Raw genomic sequence first — 24,271 nt, 5'->3', positions numbered from 1 at the left:
TTATGGTGTCCTGCGGCGCAGTGTCAGCGAACCTACAATGAGTGCCGCGATAATCCACGCGGCGATCACCAAAAGGCTCGCGGTCGTGGCCGAGTCCTCGGTGCCATTCGCGATTGCATTCAACGCATCGATCGCATGAGACAGCGGCAGCCAATCGCCGAAGACCTCCAGAGGGCGTGGAAGCTGCGCTCGTGGAAGGATGATCCCGGCTAGCAGAAATTGCGGGAAGATGAACAGCGGCATGAACTGCACCACCTGGAATTCGGTACGGGCAAAGGCGCTGGCCATCAATCCCAGGCTGGTGCCCAGCAAAGCGTCGAGCGCAGCAACCGAAAATAGCAGCCAAAGGCTTCCCTGGATTTCCAAGCCGCACACCCAGACGGCAAATGACACTGCGATCACCGTTTGGAGGATTGCGATCAGGGTGAATGCCAGCGCATAGCCAAGAATGAATTCCCCCTTGGCCAGCGGCAAACTCAGCAACCGTTCCAGGGTTCCGCTGCGGCGCTCACGAAGCGTGGCAATGCTGGTCACCAGAAACATGACGATGAACGGAAACAGCGCGATCATGGCTGGGCCGATCAGGGCAAAAACTCGTGTATCGGTGAAGATCCAGGACATCAGCCCAATGAGCAAGCTAGGAACCACCAGCATGAGGGCAATGGTTCGTGGATCGTGCCGTATCTGCTGCAAGACGCGTCCGGATGTGGCGAGCGTGCGGATCATGGTTGATTCTCCTTGCCCGCGGCGCGGTGTTTTGGACTCGGCCGTGCAACGTTCGGCGTTGCGCCGCCTACGCCGCCAACTAGGGCCAGGAAGGCTTCTTCTGGATTCTCGGTTCGAGTGCGTGCAAGCAGATCAGCCGGGGTGAGCTGGGCTAGCAGTTGACCCTCGCGGAGCAGGAGCAACTCGTCGCAGCGCATCGCTTCATCCATGACATGGCTGGAGACCAGCAGGCTCATTCCGGTGGCGGCAAGTTCTGTAAACAGCCGCCAGAGATCGGAGCGAAGCACCGGGTCAAGTCCGACCGTTGGTTCATCGAGGATGACGATATCGGGTGTTCCGAGCAGCGCAATGGCCAATGACACTCGGTTGCGTTGCCCTCCGGAAAGATCTATGGCTAATTTTCTCGACTGGAGATCGAGGTCGGTCAAGGCGATGACACGGTCAACTTCCGTGGCGGACAGGCCAAGAATTCTTGCGAAGTAGGCGATATTCTGGCGCACGGTGAGATCGTCGTAGACGCTGGCTGCCTGCGTCATGTAGCCAACTCGGTGGCGCAGGGCCTTGTCGCCGGCGGAGGAGCCGAGTACCGTCACGGTGCCATGGGTGATAATTTGGCTCCCGACGATGCTCCGCAGCAGCGTGCTCTTCCCGCTGCCGCTAGGCCCCAATAGGCCAATGACGCGTCCGGGGGACAGCGCAAAACTCAGCTCTTCAAGTACGAGCATCTTGCTTCGCTTCACGCTCAAACCGTTCACGATTACGCATGCCGATTTATTCATCATGCAATGAATTAAAGACCCCTTTAAAGCCGGAGTCAACGGATTTAGGACGGCATTTTTCCTGTCAGATGCCACTGGACGGCTGGCCCGATGCAGGCGACTACTTCCTCGTCCTCCATCGATGCCAGCGGCTCGAGCTGAATAATGTACCGCCCGATAATCATTCCGATAATCTGTGTCGCTGCCAGCGCGGCCCGACGGTCAGCGTCGGCGGGCGGCAAGGATCTGCCAAGTCGCGCGAGCAGTTCTTTTTGGAGGAAGGGCTGCATGAGCTTGGTTGCCGACTGGCTGGAAAGCATGCCTCGGATCAAGGTGGTGGCCGCAGGACGAATGACGGGGTTTGCCCACGCCGTCACGACGGTGCGCACCAGGGCTTCGCCCAGTTCGCCAAGCGGGCTGGTCATTGCCTGGGCAACCAGCTCCCCAGGATTAACCGGCATATTGAGGGCTTCGAGGAAGAGCCCGGTCTTGTCTTTGAAGTAGTGGTGAACCAGAGCCGAATCGACACCCGCGCGGCGCGCCACGGAACGAATGCTTGCCGCCTCGAAACCTACGGTGCTGAATTCTTCGGTAGCGGCTTTCAAGATTTTCCGGCGGGTCGAACCCGTGGTGCTGCCCCTAGGCCGCCCGCGGCCGCGTGGTGCGGCGTTCGGGTATTCGGATTCCTGATTCACGGATCAAGCATACGTCTTGGGTACCTCAGCGGCGTTTGGCCCACAGGCCGAGAACTACGAGCAAGTAGGCGAGCATGGCAAATCCGAGCAGGCGGTGCTCTCCCCACACGACGGTATTGGATACCGAGCAGTGCAACTCGGCGCCTTGGCCCAGACAGGAACGCATCGCATAATTCAAGGCGATGAAAAGGGTCAGGCCCAAATATATGCCTACGGCAAGCAATACGAACTTCAGTAGCCTCCGCTGGGAGGAGCGGCTCATCATGCAAACAAGTATCCGCCCCTTTCCATGGTTGGCAAGGGGCGGATCTCAAGGCTCAGGCTACGGCTTTTTAGTCTTGCCGGCAGCTGGTTCGCTGGCGCCTTCGGCGACGAGCTCACCGTGCAGGGTCGCCACCGAGGGGTATTGCAGATCCGGGCGGAACGGGAAGGTATCAACATCGCCGGCGGCGGTGATGCCGGTGTGGACCAGCGCGGTCAACAGTCCGGCTTCCATGCCGGCAATGATGTCGGTGTCCATCCGGTCGCCGATCATTGCGGTGGTTTCCGAGTGCGCGTCGATCCGGTTCAGAGCCGAACGGAACATCATTGGATTGGGCTTGCCCACCACATATGGTTCGCGGTTGGTGGCCCGAGTGATCAGCGCCGCCACCGCGCCGGTGGCCGGTAGCAGGCCCTCGGACGAGGGGCCGGTGGCGTCCGGGTTGGTCGCGATGAAGCGTGCGCCACCCTCGATCAAACGAATCGCCTTGGTAATGGCCTCAAATGAGTAAGTGCGGGTCTCACCGAGCACCACATAATCCGGGTTCTGATCGGTCATGATGAACCCGGCATCGTGCAAGGCGGTGGTCAAACCAGCTTCACCGATTACGAATGCACGTCCGCCGGGACGCTGACGTGCCAGGAACTCGGCGGTGGCCAGGGCAGAGGTCCAGATGTTTTGCTCCGGAACGTCCAAGCCCGAGGCGAGCAATCGGGCACGCAGGTCGCGTGGGGTGTAGATCGAGTTATTGGTCAACACGAGGAATCGCAAATCATTCTCGCGCCAGTACTGAATCAGCTCGGCGGCACCCTTGATTGCCTGATTCTCATGGACAAGCACGCCGTCCATGTCGGTCAGCCAGGTTTTGATGTCGTGGATGGTGCGCGAAGCTCGAGTTATGGTCGTCACGAGGTGTTATTCCTCCTTGGGCAGTGATGGTGGGACGTTTCGTCATTGATCAACTTCCCTGGTACTAAAAGCCTACACAGCAATTGCCGTAAGTGCCGTGAACGTGGACACCTCGCCGAACAACTACCCTTAAAGGGTGAACGAAGAATCGCAGGAACCCACGGCAGACCCAGCAGCACAACACATCATCGGCGTTGGCCCTTGGCAGGGTGAACTGCCGACCGATGCGCACTATGACCCTGAACTGCTGGCCCAAGGCGACCGGCGCAACGTCGCCGACAAGTACCGCTACTGGTTGATGGACTCGATCATTGCAGATCTCGACGAACGCCGCCACGATTTCCATATCGCCATCGAGAACTGGCAGCATGACATGAATATCGGCACCGTGGTGCGTTCGGCAAACGCCTTCCTCGCCAAGGAGGTCCATATCATCGGCCGCCGACGCTGGAATCGCCGAGGTGCGATGGTGACCGATCGTTACCAACATGTCCGCCACCATGCCACCGTGGATGAATTCGTGATCTGGGCAGAAGGTGAAGGGCTGACCATTTTGGGGATTGATATTTTCCCCGATTCGGTCCCTCTGGAGACATACGAACTTCCACGAAACTGTGTGCTGGTGTTCGGCCAAGAAGGCCCGGGCCTCAGCCCAGAGGTGCATGCGGCAGCGAAAGACACCCTTTCAATTGAGCAGTTTGGTTCAACTCGATCGATAAACGCGGCTTCGGCGGCCGGTATCGCCATGCATGCCTGGGTCCGCAGGCACGTCTTTGGGCAACGCGTGAGTTAACAAAGGAATAAACATCTGTCTTTTAGACAAAAGTTTATTCGAGCATCTGGATTAGTTGTGAAATACACCATAGGCTAGGCCTTGGTTATACATTCGTGATCTGGGAGCGGCAGTAGTGAAACGGCGACATCAGGTAAACCACGACTTATTACTTATCGGCTTGCCCCGGAAAAGGAAACGTCTGATCGTATGGGCCACCTCAGTGGTGGCCGCCATTGGTCTCACAGGCGCGCTCGCAATTCCTATTGTTGCGCAAACAGCCGATGATCGTCAGGGCAATATGCCCATCGCCATCGATGCGCAGGCCGCGCCCGCAAACTTCAGCAACCCGGTCTACGTCAATCAGGACGCTCCCTTGAACGCCTTCGGCGGATCGGGGCGGGCCCTTGCCATTGATGGCCGGCCCTTGGGGATGGTTGAAGGCGCCGCCGAGACTTCCGAGGACTCCGAGAACGAAACCGAAACCGCACTTCTCGCAGGAGCCGTAGGCGCCATCGGGCAGCTTCCCGGTGACTTGCAACTGATGCACCCGGTCCCTACCCGACGCATCTCCAGCCCCTATGGGTGGCGCAGCAATCCCACCGGTCCAGGAAACCAGATCCACATCGGACAGGACTACCCAATCTCTTGTGGATCTCCGGTGTACGCCAGCGAGGCTGGTCGCGTCATCGTCTCCGGATGGCACGGCCACTCGGGCATGCGCGTCACCATTGACCACGGAAGCAACGTGCAGACCGGCTATAGCCACAACTCAAAGCTAGTGGCCAAGATTGGCCAGGAGGTCAAGCAGGGCGAGCTGATCGCGCTCGCGGGAACCACCGGCAATTCGACGGGTTGCCACGTGCACTTCGAAGTGATCGTCAACGGTCGCTGGCACGATCCGCGCAACTACCTGCCAGGGATCCCCGGCCAGCCCAAGGCAATGATCGATTCGAGCCGACTGACGGTGAACTCGAACAGTGCGCCAAAGGGCAACGGCTCCAACGGTCCGCAATCACAGGGGCCGGACCGCAACGAAAGCTCGGATCCTGATGTAGTGGTTCCACGCGACGACACTCCAGTGGTGCCTAAGCCAAAGCCAAAACCAAAGCCAAGCCCGAGCGATTCGAACTCGCCATCACCGACGGACTCCAAGTCGCCATCGCCTACGGATTCGAAATCTCCGTCTCCTACTGACTCGAAGTCGCCCTCACCGACGGACTCGAAGTCTCCATCACCGACGGATCCCGAGTCGCCGTTGCCAACCGAAGAGACGACACCGACTGAGGGGTCGGGGGAAACCACTCCATCCGGGGATCCAACGCAGGATACATCTACCCCAACGAAGCCTAAGGCTACGGAAACAGCACCGAAGACCAGCGATTCTTCTAATCCGGATAAGAAGGAATCGACTTCTGCAGTCCCGGAAACCAAGGGTTCCTCGGCACCGCCGGCAACGTCAAGCACGGTAGCCCCTGAGATTACCGGGTCATCCGGCTCTTCGCAGTCCTCGGGGTCGGCCAGCAAGTAGCAGTTCACCGAAAACCGCGAGTGGAAGTCAGCCAAAGGCTGGGTTTCACTCGCGGTTTTCAGCTTTAACACGCTTCATCACGTGTCACGTTCGGAGATCTACGCCACGTCACACCCCGCTGCCGATAGGATGGGGTGAGAAACGCCGTCAAAGGCGACGCGTCCACCCTCGCTAAACACAAGGAGTGAAGCATGCCTATCGCAACCCCCGATAAGTACAATGCAATGATCGATGCCGCCAAGGCTGGCGGGTACGCCTTCCCGGCGGTCAACGTCACCAGCTCGCAGACGCTGAACGCCGCAATCCGCGGCTTCGCCGAAGCGGAATCGGATGGCATCATCCAGGTATCCACCGGTGGCGCAGCCTACTGGTCCGGTGCCTCAATCAAAGACATGGTGACCGGCTCGCTCGGTTTTGCCGCCTTCGCCCGCCAGGTAGCCAAGAGCTACGGCGTGAACATCGCGTTGCACACCGACCACTGCCCGGCCGACAAGCTAGACTCCTTCGTGCTGCCGCTACTTGCAGCCTCCGAGGCAGAGGTCGCCGCAGGCCGCGACCCATTCTTCAACTCGCACATGTGGGACGGCTCGGCCGAAACCCTGGAAGAGAACCTGCGCATCGCAGCCGAGCTGCTGCCACGCACCGCTGCCGCCCAGCAGATCCTCGAAGTTGAAATCGGTACCGTAGGCGGCGAAGAAGACGGTGTGGAGAACGCCATCAACGACAAGCTGTACACCACCGTTGAAGACGCGCTGGCTACCATCGAAGCCTTGGGCTCCGGCGAAAAGGGCCGCTACATCACCGCGCTGACCTTCGGCAACGTGCACGGCGTCTACAAGCCAGGTGGCGTGAAGCTGCGTCCGGAGATCCTGAAGGATATCCAGGCTCAGGTTGGTGCAAAACTGGGCAAGGCCAACCCATTCGATCTGGTCTTCCACGGCGGTTCGGGCTCCTCCGACAAGGAAATCGCTGACGCGGTGTCCTACGGTGTCATCAAGATGAACATCGATACCGACACCCAGTACGCCTTTACGCGCCCGGTGGCCGGCCACATGTTCGCCAACTATGATGGCGTGCTGAAGATTGACGGCGAAGTAGGCAACAAGAAGACCTATGACCCACGCGTCTGGGGTGCCAAGGCCGAAGAGTCCATGGCGGCTCGCATCGTTGAGGGCGCACGTCAGCTCGGCTCGGCCGGAAAGTCGTTGAAGTAACAATGGCCGGCGAGAATCTACTGGGTATCCCAGAGACACTGCTGCCCGAGGAAACCGACGTGCTTGCGCGTCTGGATGCCGGGGATGAGCCGTTAGACCTTGCAGCGAAGTTCCCTTCGTCTTCACTGGTGTGGGCGCTGTTGGCCAATGAGGCGCACACAGAGGGCCGCACCGTGGAATCTTACGCGTTTGCCCGGGTGGGCTACCACCGTGGCTTGGACTCGTTGCGCAAATCAGGCTGGCGTGGACAGGGGCCCGTTCCTTGGCGCCATGAACCAAACCGCGGTTTCCTGCGTTCGCTTTACGCGCTGGGTCGAGCGGCTGCAGCCATCGGCGAAGCCGAGGAAGTTGAGCGAATTGAAAAATTCCTCAATGATTCGGATTCCAGCGCCAAGGGCTCCATCGAAGCCGAGTAGTAACGAATTAATAAGACGGACGAAAACCATTCGGGTTTTCGTCCGTCTTTTTTGATTCCAAATTGCAATTCGCAATATGTCCTTTGAACGGAAGAGATGAGTATTGAGCTTGAAAGCCATCTGCGGTCCGAGCCGAGCTGCATATTCCGGATGTTCCTGAGCGGAGATTTGGTGGCGAACCCGACCCAAGATTCTCTGTTTGACTTGTGCTTTACAGAAGTATTTGGAGAGGAAAAACAGAAAAGTATCCCCACTGGATGAAAATGAGACCGTTCTCATCAAGTTCTACTTTAAGACTCATCTTGTTAACCTAGAGTTCAAGTTAGTGAACGAATCATCACCTTATTTCAGTGAAGGGAATCCACCATGCTGTCATTTTGGCTGGCGCTAGCTTCGAACATTGTCGGTATTACGGTCCTCGTCTACTTCGTGTATTTCCGCCGTCATTTCCGGCGAGATTTGGTTTTGGCCTATATTGCCTTGAGCATGGGTATTTTCGCCGTGACTATGCTGCTTTCCGGTAGCGGCGCAGGCATGGGCCTGGGTCTTGGCCTCTTCGGCATTCTGTCGATCATTCGACTGCGTTCGGATACCTTGACCCAAGAAGAGGTCGCTTACTACTTCATTTCTCTAGCGATTGGCCTGGTCAACGGCCTTCATCCGGATCCGGCCTGGTTGGCACCGGCAGCCACCGGCGCCCTGGTGCTGGTCATGTTCCTCGCCGACCACCCGCGCTTTGCGCCACGTACCGATCGCCAGACGGTGACCTTAGAGAAGGCCTACCCGCAGAAGCCTGAATTGGTGGCAGCGCTTGAAGAACTGCTCGATGCGAAGGTGCTGCGCACCGTTGTAGTTGAGCTCGACATGGTTCGCGATCTGACCATCGTAGATGTACGTTTCCGCACGAATCAGGCCAGCAAGCCGAGCACCAAAACCGACGACTTCTCGGGAACCTATGAACTGGCCAATACGCTGCCGGCCTCGGGGAACAGCGTCAAGCAGGAGTCGTGGTCCAAATGACCACCGAGGCGCGGACCTTCTCGTGCGCACGTGAAGCCATCGAAGCGGCGGTCGATGGCCGCTCGCCGATAGGGTTAGCGGAAGTCATTTCGGAAGCTGCGCTGCAGACACGCGTGGATCGCAAATTTCTGCTCACTCCAGATGAATTTACCGCTCTCTCCGAGCGTCTGGGGGAGCAATTCAAAATCATGGAGATCGACGGGCTTCGCACCTTCCGCTATGAATCCGTGTACTTCGACACCGAGGACTTTGAGCAGTACCGAGCTCACCGCCAGGGCCGACGCCGGCGCTATAAGGTCCGCTCGCGGACCTACGCGGACACCGGACTGTCGATGTTCGAGATCAAAACCAAGGGACTTCGCGGATCCACCGTGAAACACCGCGTGGAACAAGATCCGCGGTTGGCTGGCGAGCTGACCGCTGAGAACGCCGAGTTCCTCGAACAAGTGCTGGCCACCGAGTATGGAGAGGAGGTGCCGGACTTGGCGCCAGTGCTCGATAGCTCCTATGTTCGTGCGACCTTCGTGAACCCCATCGACGGTGAACGAGTAACCTGCGATGTGGAATTGGCCTACGCCAATGGCGAGCAGCAGATCGCCGGACCAGATCTGATCGTCGTGGAAACCAAATCTGCCGACGGACGTGGAGCTTCAGACCGAGCGCTTGCCGAATTGGGCATCCGCGAGGTCAGCATGTCGAAGTACTGCATAGGCATCGCTTTATTGCATCCGGAACTGCCTGCTAACCGCTGGAGCCGTTTGTTGGAACAGCGCTTTGGCGCACGGCGTCGTACGGTGTCCTATCCCGCAAGACGCCGGCCAGCGGTACGCAGCTAAACATCAAAGTGTGCCGACCTGGGGGATGATCGCTTATACGAGAACCCCCAAGGGTTTTGCGCGCTAGCGCGTGGCGGCCAGCCGGTATCCAACTCCGCGCACGGTTTCAAAGCGTTCCCCGCCGAGTTTGTTGCGCAGGTAGCGCACGTAGACGTCCACCACATTCGAGCCCGGATCAAAGTCGTAGCCCCAAACACGAGATAGCAGCTGCTCGCGGCTGAGCACCTGGCCTGGATTACGCAAGAACGCCTCAGCTAAGGCGAATTCTCGGGCGGACAACTCGATTTCCTTATCCGCGATGCTGACCCGGCGGCGCAATAAATCCATTTCCAGGTCGGTGTGGTTCAGTACCGAGGATTCGCTGGCGCTGTCTTCGGTACGCAGGCGCAAGCGCACCCGAGCTAACAGCTCGTCAAAATGGAATGGTTTTGCCATGTAGTCATCGGCGCCGTTCTGCAAGCCGGTGACGGTGTCTTCCACGCTGCCTCGCGCGGTCAGAATGATCACTGGTGTTTCGATCTGCGCTGCACGCATCCGCCGCAGCACCGAGAAGCCATCTTCATCAGGCAGCCCGAGGTCCAAGATGATCAGTTCATAGTCGCCGTCGAGGGCCAGATCGAAGCCATCGCGCCCGGTCCCTGCAACAGCTGAAGTCAGCCCCGCGGCGCGTAGGCCTTTGGCGATAAATGAACTGATGCGAGGTTCGTCTTCAACGATCAGGATTCGACTCATGCTTCGGTACCTCGTGTAGTTAGTGGGATATCGATATAGAACGTGGAGCCCTTATTCGGTTCGGAATCCACCCAGACACGGCCGCCGTGGGCGGTGGCTATTGCAGAGACAATATTGAGGCCCAGCCCAGATCCATCTGCGCGTACCGAATTCTTGCCTCGACCGAAGCGCTCGAAAATGCGGTCGATGTCATCGGGCTGGATGCCGACGCCGGTATCCGAGACCCACCAGCGCAATAAGGTATCCCCGTGGCCGTCTCGAAGCACTTCGTTGCCCAACCCGATTCGAGTTCCGTCCGTGGAAAACTTCACGGCATTGGCGCAGAGCTGCAGCATAGCTTGGGTTATGCGCGTTTGGTCCAGGTTAACCGTGGATTCGGAACGATAATCCACTCTCCAGTGGCGATCGCCCAGACCCCTGGCTTTGTCCAGAATGTCATCCAATAGCGTGCCAACCTCGGTTGGCTGAGGCTGGATGAAGTCTGCTCGATTTGATTTAGCCAACATGACAAGATCATTGATGAGCAGGCTCATGCGCCCCATTTCATCCAGCGCTATTTCTTTGCTCTGCTGCACATCTTCCGGGTCGTGCGTGTCCATGAGCTCGAGGTGACCGCTGACGATTGTAACCGGGGTGCGCAGTTCATGCCCGACATCGTCGAGCAGCTGCCGCTGTGACTTCAGCGCACCTTCCAAGCGGTCAAGCATTTCGTTAATCGTCACAGTCAGCTCGGCGAATTCGTCATTCCCGGTGACTTCGATTCGCCGCGAGAGGTCGCTTTCCGAGATTTGATGCGCGGTAGTCTGCAGCCTGCGTATCGGCTCCAGGGTCCGATTCACCACCAGCCACGAGGCACCGGCCGCAAGCGCCATCACCAAGACCCCAACCGCAGAGAAAATAGCAAAATTTCGGTCATCGGCGCGTGCTTCTCCGAGGTAGTCATAGGCGAGCACAAATGCGCTGAAACTTGGATCTTCTGGAAGCTGCACCGGGACGATAACCGCCCGATATGTGGTCATCTCCGTCTTGACGGTCCCCAAATGGATGTGGCTGTCGGTTTTGCTCCGTTCGGCCCAAGCCAGAAATTCTGGGTCGTCCTCCAGCCGTAGCTGGACGACATCCGGTGCGGTCCATTGAACCTCGCCTCCGGCCAGGCCGAGCATTCCCTGATGCCGTGAGGGCAACGTGCGCTGCATGGCCGTGTACAGCAGGTCCTCGGCCTTTTCGAAGTGCTGCAAGGTGCGCGGATCCACGCCAGTTTCGGCGAGTACGCCGAACTCCTGCACGGTACGCGACAACGAGTCATCGAGCCGCTCATTGAGCTCGTGGCGTTGTACCGCGTAACTCGCGGCGCCGGCTACGAGCAATGCCAAGCCAACGACCAATAGCATGCCGGTGAGCACTCGTGCGCGAATAGACCATGAGCGCCTAGTCGTCATCGTCGTCTAGCTCGTCATCGTCATCGTCGTCATAATCGTCATCATAGTCGTCGTCATCGTCGTAGGTGTTCGCCGAGGGTGGCAGCGGGACCACCGGCTTCTTGGTCGGTTTTGGCTTCACCGTGGGCTGCTTTGTCGGCTTTGCCTTGGGCGTTTCCGTGACGGTGCTTTTACTTGGAGCAGCGCTCTTCGTAGGTTCCTCGCTTATAGATGGCGATGGAGAAGGCGAGGGAGTCTCGGAGGAGGTAAAAGTCGGGGAGTTGGGCACCTCGCTGGTGGGTGAGGTGCGATCTTCGTTAATGATGAAGCCGTTGCCCAGATCCTTGTCCATTGGGTCTGCGATGACCTGCCGAATACCTAGAAATCCCAAGAGCACTACGACGATCACGATGATCGAGAGCGCGAGGCGGCGCAACGTTTCCAATCCCATGCCACCCATTGTCTCTGAGCCAGATTAGACCAAGATGAGAAGTGGCCTAAGTCGCCACGAAAAATTGATCGCGAGGAAGGGCTCTGGTGTCACCGAAGTTGCAGACAGCATGCTCTGACGCGTGGGCGCCGCGCGTTGAACAATTATCGGGTTCGACTTAAATTCTAGATTCTGATGTTCCATGCAGCTCGGGGTCAGTGCAGGTGTTCGAAAATGATGTTCGTTTGAGTGGATGAAAACGCGTTATTGGAGCCCAAGTGGCTGGCGACGAACGTGCGCAACTCATCGATTGAACGGGTGGCCACGCGGACCAGCAGATCCGGAGTGCCACCAAGGACAAATACGTCACGGACCTGTGGCAGGTCAGCTAGGTTCTTTGCTGCATGGAGCATCCGGTCGCGGGCTTGTGCGGCTACGACCACGGAGATCATGGCATGGACCGTGACCCCGAGGAGTTTTTCATTGATTCTTGCGTGGTATCCCTCAATGATGCCGCGGGTCCGCAACGCCTTGACTCTGCCAAGGCACGTGGAGGGGGCAAGGCCCACGCGTTGGGCCAATATATTGTTGGCCAACCGCGCATCCTTGTGCAGCTCGACGAGAATCGCAAGATCGGTTTCATCCACCTGAACGGAATTCGACTGGGCAGATCCAGAGCTGGCCCATGCTGAACCTGACACGGAATATTCTCCTAGTTCTTTGCGAAAGTTCGAAAGTTAAACAAATCTTCCACTGTTGATTCTACGATGAATGCAAAGGTGAGTTCTCAGAGAAAGCGAACAAAGTATGAGCACAGTGGTCAGTCGAGAAAAGTTGGAGCTATTGGACCGCCAGGATGCGCTAGCCTCCTTCAAGGATCGGTTCCTGCTGCCCGACGGGGTGCTGTACCTGGACGGAAATTCGCTGGGCCCGCTTCCGGCCGGGGCAGCCGAGCGTGCTGCAGAGGTGGTGAATGTCGAGTGGGGACAAGGGTTGATCCGTTCGTGGAACAGCGCCGGATGGTTTGAGATGCCCACTCGGTTGGGTGACAAACTCGGATCCTTGCTTGGTGCCAACCCAGGCGAGACTGTGGTTACCGATACCACCAGCCTGAACCTCTTCAAGGCCTTGGCTTCGGCGCTTCGCATCCAGCAGGTCGATGGCCCGGGCCGCCGTGTGATCATCACCGAACGCGACAATTTCCCCACCGACATCTACATTGCCGAAGGTCTCGCCGAGTTGCTGAACTCGGTCGGTGCAGAAACCGGCATTCGCTACGAAGTGAAATTGATCGACAACGAAACCGAGCTGCGTGCCGCATTGGGCGAGGACACCGCGGTCCTCTCGCTGTCGCACGTTAACTATCGCACCGGCTCCATGTGGGACATGGCGGCGATAACCGAAGCGGTCCACGAAGCGGGGGGACTGGCAATTTGGGATCTGGCGCATGCTGCCGGTGCCGTTCCCGTAGATCTAAACGCCGCAAAGGCCGACTACGCGGTTGGGTGCACCTACAAATACCTCAACGGCGGCCCGGGATCTCCGGCTTTCATCTGGGTCAACGCCCGGCATCAGGACCGCTTCTGGCAACCGCTCACGGGATGGTGGTCCCACCAGGCGCCCTTCGAAATGGCGGAGCAGTACACCCCGGCAAATGATGTACGCCGATTCATGTGCGGCACCCAGCCGGTAACGTCCATGGCGATGATCGAGGTGGGCCTGGATATCGCAGTGGAAGCCGAGATGGAATTGGTCCGGGCGAAGTCCTTGGAACTCACCGACCTATTCATCGAACTTGTCGAGACCCGGTGTGCCGGACACGGGCTCGAGCTGATTACCCCTCGTGAGCATGGGCAGCGCGGAAGCCATGTGAGTTTCCATCATCCGAACGGCTACGAGATCATTGCGGCGTTGATCGAACGCGGCGTGATTGGTGACTACCGGGAGCCTGCGGTGCTGCGCTTTGGAATCACGCCGCTGTATCTGAGCCGTACGGATATCTGGGATGCGGTGGAGATCTTGCGTGAAGTTCTGCACACAGGCCACTGGCAACGCGAAGAGTTTGCCGTGCGAAACGCCGTGACATAGCAGGAATACTAGGCGCGGGCGCCGAATGGCTCCCAAAACCGCTCAGCCGAGGCGATAGTACGCTTGAACGCAGCGAGGCAGCTGGTGCCTCGCTGCGTTTTCTTTGAGGGGTGCTGCGCAACGTGGGAATTGAACCTGCGAACAATGTACCGGGTGGCATGGGGCTGAAAAAGTCGCTTACCACGGCCCAGATGACCATGATCGCCCTCGGCGGGGCGATTGGCACCGGCCTATTCATGGGCAGCAAGCTTGGCATCCTGCTGGCCGGTCCTTCGGTGATCATCAGCTACATTGTTGGTGGCATTATCGCCCTGCTGGTGATGGGCGCGCTGTCGGAAATGACTGTGCATCAACCTGTGGCCGGTTCGTTCGGTGTGTACGCGGAGAAATACCTTGGACACTTCGCCGGGTACCTGACCAAGTACCTTTATTGGTCCGCGTTGGTCTTCGCGGTGGGAACCGAAGTCAGCGTGGTGGGGGAGTACATGCAGTACTGGTTCCCCGATATTCCCGGATTGTTCTGGGTGGTCGTCTTCTCTCTGGCACTTCTCGCGGTGAATATGAACAGCGTGAAGTTTTTTGGAACCACCGAATATTGGTTCTCCGCGATCAAGGTTTTCGCGATCGTCGCCTTCATTATTATCGCCGCATGGCTGGTATTCCATGACCCAAATGACCAGTTTGGTATCGCCAACTACAGCGCCGAATCAGGGTTCTTCGCCAACGGCATCTGGGGCACTTGGAATGCGGTGATCGTCGCAATTTTCTCTTATATGGGCATCGAAGCGATCTCCATTGCAGCCGCGGAATCGCGCAATCCGCAGATCGCGGTGCGCAAGGCCTTCAAGACGACGTTCCTGCGCCTGTTGCTGTTCTATGTGTTCACCATGGGCCTGATCCTCGCGATCGCACCAATCAGCGAACTGGTCAACGGCGGTTCGCCCTTCGTGACCGTGATGAGCCTGATGGGTGTTCCCTTCGCCGACTCGGTGCTGAACTTCGTGTTGATCGTCGCCGCACTTTCAGCCATGAACGCGCAACTTTATGCGGCGACTCGCATGCTCAACTCCTTGGCGGATTCCGGCCATGCTCCACCTCTCGCGCGAAAGCTCAACGTGAAGGGTTCGCCCATCCACGCGGTCTGGATGTCTGCTGGCGGGATTGCGGTGGCTGCGCTGGTCTACGGGCTTGTCCCGGATGGAGGCCTGGGCATCATGATCTCGCTAGCGACTTTTGGTGCCATCGCCACCTGGTTCATGATCCTCTTAACTCACCTAGCCTTCCGTCGACACATCGGCAAAGAACAAATCCGTCTGGACTTCAGGCTGCCGGGGTATCCGACCGCCTCGTTGCTCGGCGCGATTCTCCTCGCGGGCTTGCTGGCCACCTCGTATTTCACCGAACAGTTCAGCTACACGCTGGTCTTCGGCATTCCGTTTGTGGTCGTGATGTCGCTGCTCTATAAGTTGGTTTTTGCCCGCCGTGCCAAAGTCCGGGCCTAGAACAAAAGCCAACTAAACTCGTAGGAGGTCTGCGCGGTGCAGGCCAGAACTTTGAAGGGGCAACTGTGGCCAAGCTGTATTTCCGATACGGGGCAATGAACTCGGGCAAATCAACGAGCTTATTGCAGGCCGCCTTCAACTATGAGGAACGCGGTCAGCGTATCTTGCTGGCGAAGCCGGGCGTCGACACCAAGGGGGAGGCCTCGATCGTTTCCCGTTTGGGTATTGAACGCGAGGTCGACTTCGTCATCAGCCCCCGAGGCGATGTGCGTCAGCAGTTCGCTGCGATCGCTTCCGGCGAGGACCCTGAAGCCTTGCTCACCCATGTTGATTCGCCTCCGGTCGCTTGCCTGCTTGTCGACGAGGCGCAGTTCTTGACGCGTGAGCAGATCGATGACCTGCTGCGCATTGCCGTGTTGGACAATGTCCCGGTCCTTGCCTATGGGATCCGCACGGACTTTAGAACTCACGCTTTCCCAGGCTCTGCGCGATTAATGGAGCTGGCGCACTCGTTGGAAGAGCTGAAGACCATCTGCCGTTGCGGACGCAAGGCAATGTTTAACACTCGTAGAGTGGGGAACCAGGTTGTTTTTGACGGCGACCAAGTGGCTATCGACGGGGAAGATGTCTGGTACGAGTCACTGTGTGCCTCGTGCTACCTAGAGGTTTCCGGCGGGCGACTGAGCTAGGTCTTTCTAGTGGGGTTAGCCGCGTGGGAAAAGACCAGAAACTGCGCGCTGAAGTCCCCAATCAAAACCGTCACTTTGTGGCGCATCAACGTCCAATTGCACAAGGTTTTGACGGTAAGCCACCGAACCCAAAATGTGGTTGAGCAGTAGCTGCTGACCAAAGCGGGCATCCTCTGTGGACAAACCAGCAGAGTGAAGCAAGTCGCGTAGCTGCAGAACCGGATTGAGCTGCTCAACTTGCAATGCGCTGGCTACTTCGATCACCTCTGGGCTGTCCTGGATGGGAAGCAGAGCCAAGTACAGCTTGCGGCATAGCTGCAAAACAGCGTCGGCGGGTGTTGCAAAATTTTCTGGGATGACACGTAGCTGCTCGGTGTTCAATAATTTTGCGGCAACGGCAGCTAGTAGCTCTTGTTTGTTCTTCACATGCCAGTACAGCGCGCCAACCTGAACTTCGAGTTCTTTGGCTAAACGCCGCATGGAAAGGTCAGCTAACCCGAACTGTTGCAGGATATCGACCGCGGTATCCACGACGGTCAGCTGAGTTAGTGCCATGCCTTCTAGTCTAGACGTAGTGACATCGGCTACCCGTGTGCACTGACCTGGCCGGGTTTTCCTAGGCTGCGACGTTGACTACGCTGGCAATGAAAATGGACAGCACGGTGGTCCAGCCGACGATTGCGACTGCCTGCCAGATGAGGATGCGTGCCTTGTTGATGCCGACGGCAGCGAGCATGGTGGCGGTGAAGTGCGTTGGCAGCAGCAGTGGGCCGAGCAAGCTCACCCCTGGCACGCCGTAGCGTTCGAATGCGCGCTGGAATTTCATGCGGCGGTTGGCTTTGCGTTCGCTGTCCTCGGCTACCGGCGCAATGCTTTCGTGGAGCTGTGCGTCTTCGGTGCGGTTGGCACCATTTACTGCGACAGGTTCTTTGGCTCGTTTGCGGTTGACCAGTGCGGTGCGGGCACCGGAACCCAGTAGCACTAGCAACGCCACACAGATGAAGTTGCCGATGATGGCGGCGATGGCGGCGGCCACCGGGTTAATTCCACCAAGTATGCCGATGGTTGCCGCACCTTCGCCTTCGATGAAGGGCACTGCGCCGGCGAGGGCGACGATCAGTGGCTGTACGATTTCTGGAACTTGGGAGATGAGGTTCTGGAAGGATTCGATGAGGTTCATTATTGTTCCTGTCGTGGGTCACTGGATGTGTGTGTAATACAATTTCATCGCGTTTTCGGTGCCACGGTAAGTGTCTAAATGTCACTTGTGACAGGGAGCTTTGCATGTATGGGCGATGACAAATGTCATCCCCGTATACTGAAGAAATGAGTGCTCTTTTACCTGCCGATCCGACTGAGAACTTTGGCCCCGGATCGATTGGTTCGCGCAGGCTGAGTACGGGAATCACCGCCACTTGGTGGTACACGGTGGCCGCCTTGTTGATGTTTCAGCTCACGATCCTGCTCTTATGGGTCGGCGCGCTGGCCAACCTGGACAAGGGCACTGCTTCCATGGCCATCATGTCGATTGGGGGACTGGTGTGGTGCGCCGCGACGATTCCCTTGCTGATGCAATACCGGCGCCGAGATGAAACTGCCGGAGCCGCAGCGCAATGGCGCAGCATCCTGCTTCCACTACTCATCAGCGCGGTATTTGCGCTGGTGGCGGGTCTGAGCAGCGGGCTTTGGGTGGTGGGCGCGTTGCCCATCGTGCAATCGCTGATGTTGCTCAACTGGCCTCGCGGCGTGCGCATGCGCTTGGTCATCACCACGCTGGTATTACTTGGAGGGCTGTGGTTTATCGACCTGCCAGCGGTGTCCTCCGCCAAGGGGGACAGCTGGTGGACACTGGGAATCGCGACCATTGTGTTGCCAGCGATGACCGTCAGCTCACTGTGGTGGTGGGACGTGCTTGCCACACTTGACCGCGCCCGGGCGGCGGAATCACGGTTGGGGGCCACCCAAGAGCGGCTGCGGGTTGCGACCGACGTACATGACCTGCAGGGCCATCACCTGCAGGTGATCGCGTTGCAGCTCGAACTCTCCGAACGGCTGCTGGCGCGTGACCCGCAGGCGGCGCTGCAACAGCTGCGGCTGGCCAGGTCAAGCGTCGCCGAAGCCCAGCAGGGCACCCGAGACCTGGCCATGCGCTTCCGTGGTGTTCCGCTGCGCGACGAGATCGATAATGCGGTTGACCTGCTCAGGGCTGCCGGAACTTCGGTTAATGCCGTGGTGTCTGCCGAGGCAAACTCGGCACCGGCCGCCACTCTCGGGCCGATCATTCGTGAAACGACAACCAACGTGCTCCGTCACGGCGGCGGGAAGCGCACACAGCTGTCGTTGAGGCGCGAGGAAGACCAATGGCGCTACGAGATCACTAATGATGTTGCAGCAGCTGCCAAGGATGGTGCGGATGGATCGGGGCTGCAGGGGATCAGCCGCCGGGTGGCCGAAGCCGCTGGCTCGGTTCAGGTGCAACGTGGAAAACATGAGTTCACGGTCGTAGTGCTGGTGCCGGCGATGAGTCCTAAGGACGAGCAATGATGATCCGAGTATTAATCGCAGATGATGAGGCAATGATTCGTTCGGCGGTGGCGGCCCTGTTGTCTTTAGAGGACGACATCGAAGTGGTTGCCGAATGCGCCGACGGTGCGCAGGCTGTTGTTATGGCAGAGAAACTAAAGCCAGATATCTGCCTGCTCGATTTGGAAATGCCAGAACTTGACGGCGTCCAGGTAGCCGACCGGCTGAGCGGTACGTTGGCCGCGACCCGCTGTGTTGTGGTGACCAGGCATGCCGGCCCCGGGGTGTTGCGCAGGGCCCTGGCATCCGGCGTCGCCGGATTCCTCCCGAAGTCGCGAAGCGCCAACGAGGTGGCCGAGGTCATCCGCCGCGTCGCGGCAGGCGCACGCTACGTCGACCCCGAGGTTGCCGCCGATGCGCTGAGCGAGGAGCGCAGCCCGTTGACCGAGCGGGAACTGGACGTGTTGCGCGCGGGCCGGCGTGGAGAATCCACGAGCCAGATCGCCAGGGCACTCGGCCTTGCCCCCGGAACCGTGCGCAATTACATCTCTGCGATTCTGGCTAAGTTGAATGTTGCTACCCGCCAGCAAGCGGTGTTGCTGGCCGAAGAGCGTGGCTGGATCTGAGACATATACTCGAAGTGACGCTGTTCGCGCTGTCCGGGGCGGTTGCCTTATTTGGACAGTCGCTGTTCGCAGATGTTTCGGCACTGTTCTTGCAGCTAGTCATAACGTTGGCCTATCGGCTGAGTGTGGGAGTCTTTATCCAGACGCAGGCCCGGGACGTAGCGCGAATATACCGCAGAAATACCATGATTCTTGTGGTTGCCAGCGTGCTGAGCGTTTTTGAACCACTGAAATTTGCGGTGGCTTTGCTTCTGATGCTCGGTGCGCTGTTGATCGCGCAGCGTGCCTGGCGTTACGGCCATCCGGAAAAGGAAGATAATGATGTCCCGCTGCCCCTGCAATGGATCTGAGCTCGCAGCAGAAGCCCCCGGTGAAACATTAGCGGTTTGCATCGGTGACCGGCTGTTGAAGCTCGGTCACCCAATCGGTCTGGTCTTCGGACTCTGCGCGCACATAAAGTTCGCGGCACGGGCCGGCTGGAACGAGCCCACGGGCAAGCACTTCGCCATGCACCGCTTGCCAGCTCTCATGGATTCGATCCATGGGGCCGAGGTGAATCCCGCAAATCGCCTCGGGTACTTCCTCAAGCTCAATGATCTCAAATTCATCGCTTGGCGGGGCATCGCTGAGGTACCCGGCTATCACGTCCACGCCGTTTTCGGTCCCGGTGTACTGCGCAATCGGGGTGGTCAGCGAAGCCCCTCGAAGTGCGCCTGCGACCTGGTCAAATAACGGGCCGAGGGATCCGGCAATTTCGGGTTGTTCGCTAACGGAAAACCGGCCGGCCGCTAGACGCACCGCAGGCAGGGGTTTGTGGATTATCTCGATGTGAGACATGAGTTTCTCCTTGGTGATGAGGTCAAGACGCCGGGCGACATCTCGCAGCCGCGAGGTCGCCAACCGGTGTTCCGCTTCGACTTCGGCTTGCCGCACGCGCAGCAGGGCCGCAATGCGGTCGACATCTACTCCCTGATCCAAAATCAGCGAGATATCTTCCAAGCCAAAACCAAGCTGCCGCAGCGCAACGATCCGGTGCAGGCGTTCTAGCTGCGCCGGATCATACGAGCGATAGCCACTGAACTCGTCCACGTCGGCGGGCACAAGCAGCCCGGCGGTGTCCCAATGCCGAAGCATCCGGTGAGTCACCTGACCGATCTGCGCAAACGCTCCAATGGATAACATGCTTTAAGTTCTCCGCCCTGACACCGTGTGAGAGTCAAGCCCTCGGTTGGTTCTGGGGCTATTGTTGCACCGTAACGGGTGCCATTGGCGATTCCTGGGTCCGGTAATTTTCCGGAATGTACAGGTCGCTTAGCTAGAGCCATTGGATACTGCAGCGCTAGGCGATAATCTTCGAAGGTGAAGACGCCTCAAAAAACCGTGCGCTATCTCAACCTCGCTCGAATCCTCTGGGCGCTGGTCACCCTGGGCGCTATTTTGGCCACTTATGCGGACACCGCGTCGCGAGGCCCGGTGCAAGCGATGAATTTCTTTGGCTACTTCACGATCCAGTCGAACCTGATTGTGGTAGGCGTCGGGCTCGTCGCCGGGGCGATGGGCCTAGCCAAGGGCGCCGCGGTACCACGCTGGGTTGTGGGCCTTCGGGCCTTGGCCAGTATGTGCATGGTGGCCGTCGGGCTGATCTATATCACCTTGCTGGCGCCCTTGGGAGCTGCCGGCGGGGTGCCGCTGCCGTGGGCGAATTGGGTGATGCATATTCTCGGCCCAATCCTGGTTCTGGCCGATTGGCTCTTGGCTAAGGAGCGGAAGGCCTTGCCCTACACGGCGGTACCGGTGCTCCTGCTTTACCCGCTGCTCTGGACCGGGGTGGTGCTGGTTCGCGGGGCCGTCGATGGGTGGGTCCCCTATCCCTTCCTCGACCCGGATCAGGGATACGGAGTCATCGGCTTGTACGTTGTTTCCATTGCCGTGGCCTTCGCGGGAATAGCCTTTCTCGTCGTCGCATATGGCCGGCGGGGACGACACCGTGACGCTGAGCTCGAGATTCCCTAATCGTTTCGGTAAACTTTGGTCGTAAGAGCCCCTAACTCTTACATTGAGCCCATTGGGCCAAGTGAGAAGTACAGGGGCATATTTTTTGCCCGGCACCGTGCCGGGACGGCGTGAAGAGCGCCGTAACCGCTGCTTTATGCAAGGGGGAGGATCCCATGCCAGCAATCGTGATCGTCGGAGCCCAGTGGGGCGATGAAGGCAAAGGCAAGGCTACCGATTTGCTCGGTGGACACGTCGACTATGTAGTCAAGCCAAACGGCGGCAACAACGCCGGGCACACCGTGGTCGTCGGCGGTGAGAAGTACGAGCTCAAGCTCCTTCCAGCCGGCATCCTGTCGCCAAATGCCACTCCGATCATCGGCAACGGTTGCGTGGTGAACCTCGAAGCGCTCTTCGAAGAAATCGATGGACTCGAAGCCCGCGGCGCCGATACCTCGAAGCTGCGCGTTTCGGCCAACGCCCATCTGGTGGCTCCATACCACCAGACCATGGACAAGGTCACCGAGCGCTTCCTGGGCAAGCGTGCCATTGGCACCACCGGCCGCGGCATCGGCCCCGCCTACATGGACAAGGTCGGACGCCTCGGCATCCGCGTGCAGGACGTCTTCGACGAGTCGATCCTGCGCCAGAAGGTCGAAGGCGCACTGCGCCAGAAGAACGAACTGCTGGTGAAGATCTACAACCGGCGCACCGTGATCGTCGAGGACATCGTGTCGTACTTCCTGTCCTATGCCGATCGCCTGCGCCCGTTGATGATCGATTCCACCTTCGAGCTGAACAACGCGCTGGACGAGGGCAAGGTGGTGCTCATGGAGGGCGGCCAGGCCACCTTCCTGGACGTTGACCACGGCACCTACCCGTTTGTCACCTCCTCGAACCCCACCGCAGGCGGCGCCTCGGTCGGTTCGGGCATCGGCCCGACCCGCATCAGCCGTTCGATCGGCATCATCAAGGCCTACACCACCCGCGTGGGCGCAGGCCCTTTCCCCACCGAGCTGTTCGACGAGATGGGGATCTACCTGCAGACCACCGGCGGCGAATTCGGCGTGAACACCGGTCGCCCGCGCCGTTGCGGCTGGTACGACGCCGTGCTTGCCCGTCACGCCTCGCGCGTAAACGGTTTCACCGATTACTTCGTGACCAAGTTGGATGTGCTCACTAACATTGAGCAGATTCCGGTCTGCGTGGCCTATGACGTTGACGGAGTGCGCCACGACGAGATGCCGATGACGCAGACCGAGTTCCACCACGCGAAGCCGATCTTCGAATACTTCCCGGGCTGGACCGAGGACATCTCCGAGGCGCGGAGCATGGAAGATTTGCCAGAGAATGCGCGCAACTACATCCTGGCCCTGGAGAAGATCAGCGGCACGCGGATCTCCGCCATCGGCGTGGGTCCGGACCGCGATCAGACCATCGTGCGCCACGATCTGCTTAAGGATTAATTCCTAGACATTTGGGAGCCGTCGCAGTTCATTGATTGATGAACTGCGACGGCTCTTTTTTCGTGCGCTCGAACCTAAGACGTGTTGGTAGTGGGATTCAGGCGCCCCAAGATGAAGTTCTAGGATTGGATGGCGGGCATGGTGGTTTCTCCGAACATGCACACCCGGTCCGTGGGTGGATCAAGAAGAAACTCGAATTCCAGAACAGATTACTGTCAGCGGGCATTACCGGGCACGAGGCCGGGCAGGTTCTGGCAGTCCGCAAACGAGGTACGGCAACTTTCATGGTCCCGGGTGGCAAGCCTGAACCAGGCGAGTCTCCTCTCGATGCGGGCGTGCGCGAAGTGAGTGGGGAACTGGGGGCCAGCTCCCTTCTCGCTAGGCACTTGGCGGAGTGAGCCGGCCGATGCGTTTTCTTGTGTCATCGGCAACGTCGAGGATCATGGGGGTGAACCAGCCTTCTGCGCGCGATTGCTCGATGAGCGCCGGGAGCGCATCAAGCATCTCTCCCAGGGCGGTACGGATCTGCCTGGCGGCAATTTTCGAAGGGACACCCCAGGAGGCCGCTTCATCCATCAGATGCCTTCCATTGACCTCGTCGATGTGCGCACCGGCGCCTACGTGCAGGGACAGCTCGCGGTCGGCGTGCGCCCATGCGGCGGTGGGGACCACATCGTAGGCCGGCGCCAGTCGCACGGTTCCGCGGTCGATGGTCAACCCGATGTTCCGGGCGTGCATGTCGCAGTTCCCCAAGGCCAGATTCACGGTCAGGTATTTGAGCAGCAGTTCTCGCTCTTGCGGAGGATTTGAAGCGTTGTCGGTGAGCACCTGGGCGATTAGCTTCAGCGTCGGGGAGTTCTCTGCGGGTTTCTGGTACTTCTGCTTCATGCCGAGCGCTTGGCAGAAGTCCTCCTGGTGGATGCGCCGCACCGGTTTGGATTGGGCGTCGCGGTCGTAGCGTTCAACCAGGATTGCTTTGCGGCCTTGGACGGTGATGACTTCGGCGGCGGCGGCGATTTGGCGTTTGGAGCGGCTCAGGCGCACGGAGGCTTCGACCAGTCTCAGGCCGAACAGTTCCAGCTCGGCGATGGACGGCCATTGTTCGGTGCCGTCTTCATTCAGCCGCGCGGGTTTGAGGATGTGGGTGGTGGGACTGCCGTCCAGGGGCATGCCGATGCGGGGTCCGTCGCGGACTACGAGCAGCTTGCCTTGGATCCCACCCAGGCTCACCCGGATGGAGCTGTCGATGCCGATGCCCAGGGGTGCTGTGGGCAGGCTGGCGATGGCTTTGGCCACTTCCTCGTCGGTGGTCCAGCGGATTTCGTGCGGTTCGTTGTTGGGTTCTTCGCCCAGGGGGAGCACCTGGACGGCGCCGGCGCAGTCCTTGCCGTAGGCGCCGAGCATCATGAAGGTATCATCATGCGGGATTCTCGCCTTGTCGGCGAGCATTTTGCGGACGTCGTCTTCTGGCAGCAGGCCGTCCAGGAAGTGGACGCATTCGACCCAGGGGTAGGGTTCTTCCCGGATGGGCAGCTTGGTGGACAGCAGTGCGCTGCTGTTTTGGGCTTCGGGGGTGTACTGCAGGGATATGGTGCCGAAGCCGTGATCGGTGATGGTGGCCGTGTGCACTCCGTCGAGCCATAGTGCCAGTTGCGGGTCTGCCACG

At 59.0% G+C, this 24,271-nt stretch carries 28 protein-coding genes; 15 read left to right on the top strand and 13 right to left on the bottom strand.

Translation table 11 applies throughout. The features are described 5' to 3' along the window. From CQ019_RS12050 to CQ019_RS12030, 5 genes are all read right to left on the bottom strand, one after another. Entirely contained in the window at window positions 1–726 is a 726-nt protein-coding gene (locus tag CQ019_RS12050; RefSeq protein WP_105553566.1) for an ABC transporter permease, read from the bottom strand. Next, entirely contained in the window at window positions 723–1,466 is a 744-nt protein-coding gene (locus CQ019_RS12045; protein WP_308727253.1) for an ABC transporter ATP-binding protein, read from the bottom strand. The genes CQ019_RS12050 and CQ019_RS12045 overlap by 4 nt, the downstream gene beginning before the upstream one ends. A gap of 83 nt (window positions 1,467–1,549) precedes the next feature. Further along, window positions 1,550–2,179, bottom strand: a complete 630-nt coding sequence (locus tag CQ019_RS12040; protein WP_105553564.1) for a TetR/AcrR family transcriptional regulator — start codon at window positions 2,177–2,179, stop codon at window positions 1,550–1,552. 25 nt (window positions 2,180–2,204) lie between these two features. After that, window positions 2,205–2,444 (bottom strand): hypothetical protein, encoded by a 240-nt coding sequence (locus tag CQ019_RS12035; RefSeq protein WP_105553563.1) that lies wholly within the window; start codon window positions 2,442–2,444, stop codon window positions 2,205–2,207. Window positions 2,445–2,501: 57 nt separating this feature from the next. Then, window positions 2,502–3,350: an HAD-IIA family hydrolase gene (locus tag CQ019_RS12030; RefSeq protein WP_258133574.1), complete on the bottom strand. Its 849-nt coding sequence runs from the start codon at window positions 3,348–3,350 to the stop codon at window positions 2,502–2,504. Window positions 3,351–3,486: 136 nt separating this feature from the next. Here CQ019_RS12030 and CQ019_RS12025 point away from each other — a divergent pair, with 136 nt between their 5' ends. The 6 genes from CQ019_RS12025 to CQ019_RS12000 all read left to right on the top strand — a co-directional run bounded on the left by CQ019_RS12025 (window position 3,487) and on the right by CQ019_RS12000 (window position 9,139). Further along, the gene (locus CQ019_RS12025) at window positions 3,487–4,143 is read left to right on the top strand and encodes an RNA methyltransferase (protein WP_105553562.1); all 657 of its coding nucleotides are present in this window, start codon (window positions 3,487–3,489) and stop codon (window positions 4,141–4,143) included. A gap of 280 nt (window positions 4,144–4,423) precedes the next feature. Beyond that, complete coding sequence (locus CQ019_RS12020) at window positions 4,424–5,653, top strand: M23 family metallopeptidase (protein WP_146112467.1); 1,230 nt, start codon at window positions 4,424–4,426, stop codon at window positions 5,651–5,653. A 191-nt stretch (window positions 5,654–5,844) separates the two neighbouring features. Then, window positions 5,845–6,867, top strand: coding sequence for a class II fructose-bisphosphate aldolase (gene fbaA, locus CQ019_RS12015; protein WP_105553560.1), 1,023 nt, complete (start codon window positions 5,845–5,847; stop codon window positions 6,865–6,867). 2 nt (window positions 6,868–6,869) lie between these two features. After that, on the top strand, window positions 6,870–7,283 hold the full coding sequence (locus tag CQ019_RS12010) for a DUF3151 domain-containing protein (RefSeq protein ID WP_105553559.1): 414 nt from the start codon (window positions 6,870–6,872) through the stop codon (window positions 7,281–7,283). Window positions 7,284–7,649: 366 nt separating this feature from the next. Further along, complete coding sequence (locus tag CQ019_RS12005) at window positions 7,650–8,303, top strand: DUF4956 domain-containing protein (protein ID WP_105553558.1); 654 nt, start codon at window positions 7,650–7,652, stop codon at window positions 8,301–8,303. Then, complete coding sequence (locus CQ019_RS12000) at window positions 8,300–9,139, top strand: polyphosphate polymerase domain-containing protein (protein WP_105569799.1); 840 nt, start codon at window positions 8,300–8,302, stop codon at window positions 9,137–9,139. Before CQ019_RS12005 ends, CQ019_RS12000 begins: the two co-directional genes overlap by 4 nt. 63 nt (window positions 9,140–9,202) lie before the next feature. Here CQ019_RS12000 and CQ019_RS11995 read toward each other — a convergent pair whose 3' ends face one another. The 4 genes from CQ019_RS11995 to CQ019_RS11980 form a co-directional block, all read right to left on the bottom strand. Beyond that, a complete protein-coding gene (locus CQ019_RS11995; RefSeq protein ID WP_105569798.1) occupies window positions 9,203–9,871 on the bottom strand; it encodes a response regulator transcription factor in 669 nt (222 codons plus the stop codon). Then, on the bottom strand, window positions 9,868–11,310 hold the full coding sequence (locus tag CQ019_RS11990) for a cell wall metabolism sensor histidine kinase WalK (protein WP_258133999.1): 1,443 nt from the start codon (window positions 11,308–11,310) through the stop codon (window positions 9,868–9,870). The genes CQ019_RS11995 and CQ019_RS11990 overlap by 4 nt, the downstream gene beginning before the upstream one ends. After that, the gene (locus CQ019_RS11985) at window positions 11,300–11,740 is read right to left on the bottom strand and encodes a hypothetical protein (RefSeq protein ID WP_146113367.1); all 441 of its coding nucleotides are present in this window, start codon (window positions 11,738–11,740) and stop codon (window positions 11,300–11,302) included. Before CQ019_RS11985 ends, CQ019_RS11990 begins: the two co-directional genes overlap by 11 nt. A 194-nt stretch (window positions 11,741–11,934) precedes the next feature. Continuing rightward, the gene (locus CQ019_RS11980; protein ID WP_105569796.1) at window positions 11,935–12,420 is read right to left on the bottom strand and encodes an Lrp/AsnC family transcriptional regulator; all 486 of its coding nucleotides are present in this window, start codon (window positions 12,418–12,420) and stop codon (window positions 11,935–11,937) included. 106 nt (window positions 12,421–12,526) lie between these two features. Here CQ019_RS11980 and kynU point away from each other — a divergent pair, with 106 nt between their 5' ends. From kynU to CQ019_RS11965, 3 genes are all read left to right on the top strand, one after another. Then, complete coding sequence (gene kynU / locus CQ019_RS11975) at window positions 12,527–13,807, top strand: kynureninase (protein ID WP_105569795.1); 1,281 nt, start codon at window positions 12,527–12,529, stop codon at window positions 13,805–13,807. Window positions 13,808–13,929: 122 nt separating this feature from the next. After that, window positions 13,930–15,309: an amino acid permease gene (locus tag CQ019_RS11970; RefSeq protein WP_258133998.1), complete on the top strand. Its 1,380-nt coding sequence runs from the start codon at window positions 13,930–13,932 to the stop codon at window positions 15,307–15,309. Window positions 15,310–15,374: 65 nt separating this feature from the next. Next, on the top strand, window positions 15,375–15,998 hold the full coding sequence (locus tag CQ019_RS11965) for a thymidine kinase (RefSeq protein ID WP_096285761.1): 624 nt from the start codon (window positions 15,375–15,377) through the stop codon (window positions 15,996–15,998). Between the two features lie 15 nt (window positions 15,999–16,013). Here the strand turns inward: CQ019_RS11965 and CQ019_RS11960 are convergent, their stop codons facing one another. Both CQ019_RS11960 and CQ019_RS11955 read right to left on the bottom strand, forming a co-directional pair. Next, window positions 16,014–16,553 (bottom strand): TetR family transcriptional regulator, encoded by a 540-nt coding sequence (locus CQ019_RS11960; protein WP_096285759.1) that lies wholly within the window; start codon window positions 16,551–16,553, stop codon window positions 16,014–16,016. Between the two features lie 61 nt (window positions 16,554–16,614). Then, on the bottom strand, window positions 16,615–17,178 hold the full coding sequence (locus tag CQ019_RS11955; protein WP_105553552.1) for a small multidrug efflux protein: 564 nt from the start codon (window positions 17,176–17,178) through the stop codon (window positions 16,615–16,617). Between the two features lie 146 nt (window positions 17,179–17,324). Between CQ019_RS11955 and CQ019_RS11950 the strand changes: the two genes are divergently transcribed. From CQ019_RS11950 to CQ019_RS11940, 3 genes are read left to right on the top strand one after another with little or no spacing between them, the layout of a single operon-like run. Further along, a complete protein-coding gene (locus CQ019_RS11950; protein WP_105569793.1) occupies window positions 17,325–18,542 on the top strand; it encodes a sensor histidine kinase in 1,218 nt (405 codons plus the stop codon). Next, complete coding sequence (locus CQ019_RS11945) at window positions 18,542–19,147, top strand: response regulator transcription factor (protein WP_096286021.1); 606 nt, start codon at window positions 18,542–18,544, stop codon at window positions 19,145–19,147. Before CQ019_RS11950 ends, CQ019_RS11945 begins: the two co-directional genes overlap by 1 nt. A 14-nt stretch (window positions 19,148–19,161) precedes the next feature. Beyond that, window positions 19,162–19,497, top strand: coding sequence for a hypothetical protein (locus CQ019_RS11940; protein ID WP_105569792.1), 336 nt, complete (start codon window positions 19,162–19,164; stop codon window positions 19,495–19,497). Between the two features lie 28 nt (window positions 19,498–19,525). Here CQ019_RS11940 and CQ019_RS11935 read toward each other — a convergent pair whose 3' ends face one another. Further along, window positions 19,526–20,329 carry a MerR family transcriptional regulator gene (locus CQ019_RS11935; protein ID WP_105553550.1) on the bottom strand — a complete coding sequence of 268 codons (804 nt, stop codon included), beginning with the start codon at window positions 20,327–20,329 and terminating at the stop codon, window positions 19,526–19,528. 177 nt (window positions 20,330–20,506) lie between these two features. Between CQ019_RS11935 and CQ019_RS11930 the strand changes: the two genes are divergently transcribed. The 3 genes from CQ019_RS11930 (at window position 20,507) to CQ019_RS18295 (ending at window position 23,003) form a co-directional block, all read left to right on the top strand. Continuing rightward, entirely contained in the window at window positions 20,507–21,160 is a 654-nt protein-coding gene (locus CQ019_RS11930; RefSeq protein ID WP_146113366.1) for a Pr6Pr family membrane protein, read from the top strand. A 155-nt stretch (window positions 21,161–21,315) separates the two neighbouring features. Further along, a complete protein-coding gene (locus CQ019_RS11925) occupies window positions 21,316–22,605 on the top strand; it encodes an adenylosuccinate synthase (protein ID WP_105569790.1) in 1,290 nt (429 codons plus the stop codon). Window positions 22,606–22,643: 38 nt separating this feature from the next. Further along, window positions 22,644–23,003 (top strand): NUDIX domain-containing protein, encoded by a 360-nt coding sequence (locus tag CQ019_RS18295; protein ID WP_146113365.1) that lies wholly within the window; start codon window positions 22,644–22,646, stop codon window positions 23,001–23,003. On the opposite strand, the gene CQ019_RS11915 is transcribed toward CQ019_RS18295, so the two are convergent. Beyond that, complete coding sequence (locus CQ019_RS11915) at window positions 22,984–24,270, bottom strand: HipA domain-containing protein (RefSeq protein WP_105569789.1); 1,287 nt, start codon at window positions 24,268–24,270, stop codon at window positions 22,984–22,986. The genes CQ019_RS18295 and CQ019_RS11915 overlap by 20 nt on opposite strands. Window position 24,271: the final 1 nt, after the last annotated feature.

Origin of the sequence: Arthrobacter sp. MYb229, from assembly GCF_002975405.1 — a bacterium.
In the GTDB taxonomy this organism is placed as follows: domain Bacteria; phylum Actinomycetota; class Actinomycetes; order Actinomycetales; family Micrococcaceae; genus Glutamicibacter.
This window is presented reverse-complemented; position numbering and strand designations above follow the sequence as displayed.